Annotated in this window: 8 protein-coding genes; 4 read left to right on the top strand and 4 right to left on the bottom strand. The window is 67.6% G+C overall.

Annotated features, from left to right (window positions below; all coding sequences use genetic code 11):
• Nucleotides 1-295: 295 nt before the first annotated feature.
• Nucleotides 296-520, bottom strand: a complete 225-nt coding sequence (locus AX708_RS11145; protein WP_066530725.1) for a DUF1272 domain-containing protein — start codon at nt 518-520, stop codon at nt 296-298.
• A 90-nt stretch (nt 521-610) separates the two neighbouring features.
• Between AX708_RS11145 and AX708_RS11140 the strand changes: the two genes are divergently transcribed.
• Complete coding sequence (locus AX708_RS11140) at nt 611-979, top strand: hypothetical protein (protein ID WP_066530722.1); 369 nt, start codon at nt 611-613, stop codon at nt 977-979.
• 3 nt (nt 980-982) lie between these two features.
• Here AX708_RS11140 and glmM read toward each other — a convergent pair whose 3' ends face one another.
• Nucleotides 983-2,323 (bottom strand): phosphoglucosamine mutase, encoded by a 1,341-nt coding sequence (glmM, locus tag AX708_RS11135; protein ID WP_066530719.1) that lies wholly within the window; start codon nt 2,321-2,323, stop codon nt 983-985.
• A 101-nt stretch (nt 2,324-2,424) separates the two neighbouring features.
• On the opposite strand from glmM, the gene AX708_RS11130 reads away from it, so the two are divergent.
• Both AX708_RS11130 and AX708_RS11125 read left to right on the top strand, forming a co-directional pair.
• Entirely contained in the window at nt 2,425-3,714 is a 1,290-nt protein-coding gene (locus tag AX708_RS11130) for a dicarboxylate/amino acid:cation symporter (RefSeq protein WP_082745621.1), read from the top strand.
• Between the two features lie 71 nt (nt 3,715-3,785).
• Complete coding sequence (locus AX708_RS11125; RefSeq protein ID WP_066530713.1) at nt 3,786-4,394, top strand: superoxide dismutase; 609 nt, start codon at nt 3,786-3,788, stop codon at nt 4,392-4,394.
• Between the two features lie 155 nt (nt 4,395-4,549).
• On the opposite strand, the gene AX708_RS11120 is transcribed toward AX708_RS11125, so the two are convergent.
• Nucleotides 4,550-5,173, bottom strand: a complete 624-nt coding sequence (locus AX708_RS11120; RefSeq protein WP_066530710.1) for a sigma-70 family RNA polymerase sigma factor — start codon at nt 5,171-5,173, stop codon at nt 4,550-4,552.
• The gene (locus AX708_RS11115) at nt 5,170-5,379 is read right to left on the bottom strand and encodes a NepR family anti-sigma factor (protein WP_233999651.1); all 210 of its coding nucleotides are present in this window, start codon (nt 5,377-5,379) and stop codon (nt 5,170-5,172) included. Before AX708_RS11115 ends, AX708_RS11120 begins: the two co-directional genes overlap by 4 nt.
• Before the next feature lie 152 nt (nt 5,380-5,531).
• On the opposite strand from AX708_RS11115, the gene AX708_RS11110 reads away from it, so the two are divergent.
• On the top strand, nt 5,532-7,349 hold the full coding sequence (locus tag AX708_RS11110; protein ID WP_304438850.1) for a CHASE domain-containing protein: 1,818 nt from the start codon (nt 5,532-5,534) through the stop codon (nt 7,347-7,349).
• Nucleotides 7,350-7,430 lie beyond the last annotated feature (81 nt).

The raw sequence follows: 7,430 nt of genomic DNA, 5'->3' as shown, positions 1-7,430 counted from the left end.
ACACCTCCACTATGGCACATCGATGCCGTCGGGGGGCGTCCACCCCATCAGCTTTTGGCAAGCGTTCTGCGGTTGCCGCCATTTCCTACATGCTTGCGAGCCGCTAGCATCGACCCGGCTCTTTCCCATTGTCATGCGCGGCCCGCGAGGCCGTTGAAGATCGGTCGGGCGAAACAAGGCCCCGTTCCCCTGTCCGTCCGCTTGTCCGAATTTGAGATAGACAATTGATATGCTTACGATAAATTGATCCCTGCAAAGCGGACAGGGTGTCCGCTTTGTCCGCTTTGCACCGCGTTCAGCCCTTGAACTTGCGCTCAGTCGACGGCGGAAACTTCCCGTGGAGCGCTTTCGCCCGCGTCGGGCGGTCCATAAGCTCGCCGCCGCAATTGGGGCAGCGGTCGTCCAGGTCCTCGGCGCATTCGGCGCAGTAAGTGCATTCGAACGAGCAGATGAAGGCACCCGGCGCATCGGCCGGGAGCAGCACGCCGCAGGTTTCGCAATCGGGGCGCATTTCGAGCATGGCGCAAACCTAGCGCGCCAAGTCGCGTGGCAAAAGGGCAAACCGCGCCCTTCACCCGGTCTTTACAGGTTCCAGTCTATGGAGTGCGGTATGGAACAGGGCAAATTCAATCTCTCGATCGCGGGGCTGGTGGGCCTGCTGATGCTGGCAAGCAGCCCGCTGGGCGCGATGCTCGGGCTTTTCCTCGCCTTCACCGTGGCGTTCTTCGTCGCCCCGTTTCTGTGGATGCTGGCAGGCGCACTGGGCACCGATCTGAATACGATCATGCAGCCCGCGCTGATCACCCTCGGCGTCCTTTATGGCGCGTGGGCGCTTGCGGTGGTTGCGATGCTCGTCACCGCGATCCGCAATGGCAATATGCCGGCTGCGCGGCTGCATATCGCGACGCTTGCATGGCTTGCGGCGGTTCCCCTGATCCTGTGGCTCTCGTCCGAAGCGCTGGTGAAGGCCTGGCCCTGAGCCTCAGGCGGCAGCGACGCGCACCGCTTCGCAGATCGCGTCCACCACTTCTTCGACCTGGCGCTGGTCGTCGCCCTCGGCCATCACGCGGATCACCGGTTCGGTGCCCGAGGGGCGGATCACGAGCCGGCCCTTGCCCGCCAGCGCGGCCTCGGCCTCGGCGATCATTGCCTTCACCGCATCGTTCTCGAGCGGCTTGCCGCCCTCGTAGCGCACGTTCTTGAGCAGCTGGGGCACGGGGTCGAACACATGCAGCAGCTCGCTCGCGGGCTTGCCGCTGCGCACGAGGCTGGCGAGTACGCGCAAGGCCGCGACCGTGCCGTCGCCGGTGGTGGCGTAGTCCAAGAGGATCATGTGCCCCGACTGCTCGCCGCCGACATTGTAGCCGCCCGCCTTCATCGCCTCGAGCACGTAGCGGTCGCCGACCTTGGCGCGCACCAAGTCAAGGCCCCGGCCATTGAGATAGCGTTCGAGGCCGAGGTTGCTCATCACCGTCGCGACGATCCCGCCACCCCTCAGCGAGCCCCGATCCTGCATCCGGCCCGCGATCAGCGCCATGATCTGGTCGCCATCGACCGCGCGGCCCTTCTCGTCGACCACGATCAGCCGGTCGGCATCGCCATCGAGCGCAATGCCGATATCCGCGCCTTCCTCGACCACCTTGGCCTGCAGCGCGGCGATCGCGGTCGAGCCCACGCCGTCGTTGATGTTGGTGCCGTTGGGGGTGACGCCCAAGGCCACGACATCCGCCCCCAGCTCCCAGATCGCCGAGGGGGCGACCTGATAGGCGGCGCCATGCGCGCAATCGACCACGACCTTGAGGCCATCGAAGCGGACATCCGAAGCGACCGACTGCTTGACCGCGTGGATATAGCGCCCGCGCGCATCCTCGATCCGCCGCGCGCGGCCGATCCTTTCGGCGGGGGCGAGCGGGATGTCGGTCTCCATCAGCCGCTCGATCTCGGCTTCGGCCTCGTCGGAGAGCTTGAAGCCGTCGGGGCCGAACAGCTTGATCCCGTTGTCGGCGAAGGGGTTGTGGCTCGCCGAGATCATCACGCCGAGATCGGCGCGCATCTCGCGCGTCAGGAGCGCGATCGCGGGGGTGGGGAGCGGCCCGGTCATAATCACGTCGATCCCGACCGAGGTGAAGCCCGCCACCAGCGCGCTTTCCACCATGTAACCCGACAGGCGGGTATCCTTGCCGATCACCACGCGGTGCAGGTGTGCCCCGCGCACGAAATGGCGCCCCGCCGCCTGCCCGACCTTCATCGCCGTCGCGGCGGTCATCACCCCGGCATTGGTGCGGCCCCTGATCCCGTCGGTTCCGAACAGCTTGCGTGCCATGAATTCCCCTGCTTTCGCCGGCCTTGCCGATATTGTCTCGCGCTTCTGGCGCGGTTAGGGCGCAAAGGGAAGGGCGAAGCCGCCCGAACAAGGACACGCCATTGCACGATAGCGAAAATACCGGCGCGGCCGGGCAGGGGAAATTCGCGCTGGTTTCGATCCGCCTGCCGGTGGCGCTGACCTTTGCCGCGCTGGTCGGCGGGCTGGGCGCAGGGATCGTGGGCGGGATGGCCGGCGCGCCGCAGGGGGTGTCGGACATCGCCGGGCTGATCGGCGGGCTGTGGCTGCGGGCGCTGCAGATGACGATCATCCCGCTGGTCGCCGCGCTGCTGGTGCTCGGCCTCGTCCAGATGATCCTTGCCGCGCGGGTCGGCACCGCGGCGCGGCGGATGATCGCGATCATGGTCGCGGTGCAACTGGCCGGCGGAGCCTTCACCGCGGTGTTCATGCCGATGCTGCTGCGCGCCTTTCCGGTGCCGCAGGGGGCGGGCGCCTTCCTCGCGCAGACCCCGGCGGATGTGGGCGAGGTGCCCAAGGTGCTCGATTTCCTCGCTTCGCTGGTGTCGCCCAACGTGGTCGCCGCCGCGGCCGAGACCGCGATGCTGCCGCTGACGCTGTTCTTCGTGATGTTCGCGGTGGCGATCACCCGCCTGCCCGAAGACCAGAGCGAGCGGCTGCTCGGCTTCTTCCACGCGCTCGGCAATGCGATGCTGCTGATCATCGGGTGGGTGCTCGCCGCCGCGCCCGTCGGCGTCTTCGCGCTGGCTTACGGTGTCGGCGTGCAGAGCGGGGGCGGGGCCTTCGCTGCGCTGGGGCATTATGTGGTGACGGTGACGCTGATGGGCACCTTCATTTTCCTCCTCGCCTATCCGCTTGCCGCGATCCTCGGCGGCAGGGGGCCGGGCAACTTCGCCAAGGCGCTGCTGCCCGCGCAGGCGGTGGCGCTGTCGACCCAGTCCTCGCTCGCGAGCCTGCCCGCGATGCTCGACTCTGCCGGCCGGCTGGGCCTGCGCCCCGCCACGGCCGAGTTCGTCCTCCCGCTCGCGGTGGTGATCTTCCGCGCGACCAGCGCATCGATGAACCTCGCGGTGGTCTATTACATCGCCGCGCTCGCCGGGGTGGAGGTGTCGCCGAGCGTCGCCATCGCCGGGATCATGATCGCGAGCGTCATCAGCCTCAGCGCGGTGAGCCTGCCCGGATCGATCAGCTTCGTCGTGTCGATCGGCCCGATCGCGCTTGCCATGGGCGTTCCCGTGGAGCCGCTCGCGCTGCTGGTGGCGGTCGAGATGCTGCCCGACCTGATGCGCACATTGGGCAACGTCACCATGAACGTCGCGGTGACCTGCGCGGTTGACCGCAGCGCACAAACCGACAAGACCACACCGACTTGAAGCTGCAACCCTTCGCCCACATCTGCGTTGCTGCTACGAACCCCGCCAGATCATCAAACCGGAGGATACCCATGGCTTTCGCACTTTCCCCGCTGCCCTATGCCGACACCGCGCTCGAGCCCGCGATCTCGGCCGAGACGCTGTCGTTCCACCACGGCAAGCACCACCAGACCTATGTCGACAAGATGAATGCCGCGATCGCGGGCACCGAGCATGAATCGAAGTCGCTCGAGGAAATCGTCGCTGCCTCGCGCGGGACCAACCAGGGCCTGTTCAACAACTCCGCCCAGACCTGGAACCACGCCTTCTACTGGCACTCGATGGCCGCCGAGACGACCGCCGCCTCGCCCGAACTCGCCGCCAAGATCGACGAGGCTTTCGGCTCGGTCGATGCGCTGAAGCAGCAATTGAAGGACCGCGGCACCGGCCACTTCGCGTCGGGCTGGGTGTGGCTCGCCGAGAAGGACGGCAAGCTCTCGATCGAAGAAACCCACGATGCCGACACGCTCGCCGACAGCGGCTTCAATCCGCTGCTGGTGCTCGACGTGTGGGAGCACGCCTACTACCTCGATCACCAGAACAAGCGCCCAGCCTATCTGGATGCGGTGGTCGAGAACAAGCTCAACTGGGCCTTCGCCAGCGAGAACCTCGCGCGCGGCACGGTGTGGACTTACGCGTAAACCGCTGACGGTTTCGGTATGGAAGAAGGCCCGGGGCGGAAACGCTTCCGGGCCTTTCACTTTTCGCCACCCCGGCGCAGCCCGGGGCCCAGTGAAGGAACGTGCTGCGCTTGTCGCTCCGGGTCCCGGCCTGCGCCGGGATGACGACCAGGATGCTAAGGCCGCGAACTCACTCCATTGCCGGCCGCAACCTCATCCAGTTCTTCGAGGATCGCGCTGTGCGCAACGTCATCGTCGGTCGAACGGCGGGGGATCGCGCCGTTGGCCAACATCTCGGACAGCGCGGCGCGGGCGCGGCCGACGCGGCTCTTGATCGTCCCGACCGCGCAGCCGCAGATCGCCGCAGCTTCTTCGTAGGAAAAGCCGCCCGCGCCCACCAGCAGCAGCGCCTCGCGCCGTTCGGCCGGCAGCGTCAGCAGCGCGCGGTGCAGGTCGGACAGGTGGATCGGCTCCTCCTGCCCGGCAGGCGCGGTGAGGATGCGTTCGGCCACGCCCTCGTCATATTCGCCGCGAAAGCGGTTCCTGCGCATGTCGGTGAGGTAGGCATTGCGCAGGATCACGAAGGTCCAGGCGCGCATCGAGGTGCCCGGTTCGAACCGGTCCTGCGCCGCCCAAGCCTTCAATAGCGTCTCCTGCACCAGATCGTCGGCAAGGTCCGGACGCCCGCACAGCCCGCGAGCGAAGGCACGCAGGTGCGGGACAACCTCGGTCAGTTCGCGCTTGAAATCCGACTTCTCCGAAGCCGTCCGCTTGTCGCCCGGGGAGCGCTCCGCATTCACTTGCCGTCGCCCCGGCCGCGGGCGGGGGGTATCGCGTCGAGCCGGTCCAGCAGGTCCTTGAAGTTGTCGGGCAGGGCCTCTTCGACCACCGAATCGTAGAGCTGCTTCAAACCGTCGGCCCATTCGGGCGGGCGCCGCCGGGCGCTCTGGTCGCCTCCGCCCGTGTTACCGCCCTGTCCGTCCATCGAGGCCATCTGCTCGGTCAATCCCTGATCCCGTATCCCGGCCCGCCTTAAGGCCGAACCGGCTGCGGCGAAAGCTTCGCGCGGGGCATGATACCATGCACGAGGCGATCCCGCATGCCGGGTTTGGACGATTCGGGAACGATGCGCTACCTGTTTGGTTCCGCCACCGGGCCGTGCCGTCCCGTTCCGGCACTGCCGCCCCACAGGAACCGCGCAACATCGAACCGCTTGCCCTTCATGCCGATGCGCCCGATCTGGCCATGCCGGGTTCCGCCGGGCAGGATTCGTCGGAGCGGGCGCGGCGCTGGCTGGTGCTCTATCCGCGCGCGATCCCGCTGCTGATCTTCCTCGCGCTCGCTGCGATCACGGCCCTCAGCGTCTTTTCGATCGAGAGCAACGCCCGCGCCCGCGAACGCGCGCAGATGCGCGAATATGCGCAAAGCCTGGCTGCCGCGCTCGACCGCAGCGGGAGCGGCTTCACCTCCTATCTGCGCGCGGGCGCGGCGCTATTCGCGAGCGTCGACGAGGTCAGCCCCGACACCTTCGACAATTTCGTGCGCGCGCTGAAGCTCAACACCGAATATTCGGGCGCGGAAGGGATCGGCTGGATCCCGGTGCTCGAAGCGCGCGATCTACCCGCTTTCCTTGAGCGCACCCGCAAGACCCAACCGGCCTATCCCGATATCTTTCCCGCGCCCGCCAGCGCCACCGGCCGGGTCGCCCCCGTGGCGATGTTCGCGCCGGCGACCGCGGTGAACCGCCGCGCGCTTGGCTACGACATGTATTCCGATGCCGCCCGCGCCGCCGCCATGGCCGAGGCGGAGCTGACACTGCGCCCGGCCGCCTCGGGCCGGATCGTGCTGGTGCAGGAAACCAGCGGCACCGCGCGCGCCTTTGCGATCTACATGCCGGTGTTCCGGATGGGTGCGGACAGCAAGGGCGCGGCGGGCGAGACCGAACCGGGCGGACGGCGGCTGGCGGGCTTCGTCTACACCCCGTTCCGCGCGCGCGAGTTTCTCGATTCGGCGCTGGACCGGCAGGGCGCGATGCGCTTCGGCGTCAGGCTCTATGATGGCGAGATCGGCACCGGGCACCTGCTGGTGGCGGATTCGATTGCCGATGCTGCCCGCGACACGGTGACCCAGGATGTCACCATCGCCGACCGCAAGCTGAAGCTGGTGATCGAGCATGCCGACCACCGGGTGCTTTCGCCGCTGTCGATGGTGACGCTGGTGTTCGGCCTCGCGCTCGCCAGCCTGCTGATGCTGCTGGCGCGGCTGCTGACCCAGCAGGCTTTCGAGGATCAGGCACGGCTGGCGTTCTTCGAGGAACAGCATTCGATCCGCAACTCGCTGACCCGCGAACTCAACCACCGGGTCAAGAACACGCTCGCCAACGTCTTGTCGATCCTCTCCCTCACCCGCCGCCGCGCGAGCGGGCTCGACGATTTCGCAGACAGCCTCGAGGGCCGCATCCGCGCGCTCTCGGCGACGCATGACCTGCTGACCGTGACCGACTGGGGCACCACCCCGATTCGCGCAGTGATCGAGGCCGAGCTCCAGCATTTCCGCGAGGCGCTGGATGATGCGATCCTGCTCGACGGGCCCGAGCTGGAACTGGCGCCCAATGATGCGCTGTCCTTTGGCCTTGCGGTCCACGAACTGGCCACCAATGCCGCCAAATATGGTGCGCTGAGCGTCCCCGGCGGCAAGGTCACGATCCGCTGGTGCCGCGGAAACGATCCGGCGGCCGAGACCGAATGGGCCGAGGTCGAATGGCGGGAAACCGGAGGGCCGCCCGTGGCGCATGAACGCCGCCGCGGCTTCGGCACCGAACTGATCGAGAAGGTCGTCGCCCACGAGCTGCGCCAGCCGGTGACGCTCGATTTCGCGCCTTCGGGCGTGCGCTGCGTGCTGCGGGTGCCGGTGCGCCGGCCGGCGGATTTCCGGATCCGCGAGCGCGAGGCGGACCGGCGGGTGCGGAAGCCTTGAGGCTTTGTCTCCCCTCCCCTTGGGAAGGGGCTGGGGGTGGGGGCTCTGCCCTGCGAGATGTCGAACCCCCATCCCCAACCC

This window comes from Erythrobacter sp. CCH5-A1 (assembly GCF_001557115.1).
Taxonomy (GTDB): domain Bacteria; phylum Pseudomonadota; class Alphaproteobacteria; order Sphingomonadales; family Sphingomonadaceae; genus Erythrobacter.
Note: the sequence above shows the minus strand (reverse complement) of the source record. Positions and strands in the feature narration are given on the sequence as shown.

Excerpts from the sequence above, each read along its gene's own strand:
- AX708_RS11145 (WP_066530725.1), bottom strand. The coding sequence starts at position 520 with ATGCTCGAAATGCGCCCCGATTGCGAAACCTGCGGCGTGCTGCTCCCG.
- AX708_RS11140 (WP_066530722.1), top strand. The coding sequence starts at position 611 with ATGGAACAGGGCAAATTCAATCTCTCGATCGCGGGGCTGGTGGGCCTG.
- glmM (WP_066530719.1), bottom strand. The coding sequence starts at position 2,323 with ATGGCACGCAAGCTGTTCGGAACCGACGGGATCAGGGGCCGCACCAAT.
- AX708_RS11125 (WP_066530713.1), top strand. The coding sequence starts at position 3,786 with ATGGCTTTCGCACTTTCCCCGCTGCCCTATGCCGACACCGCGCTCGAG.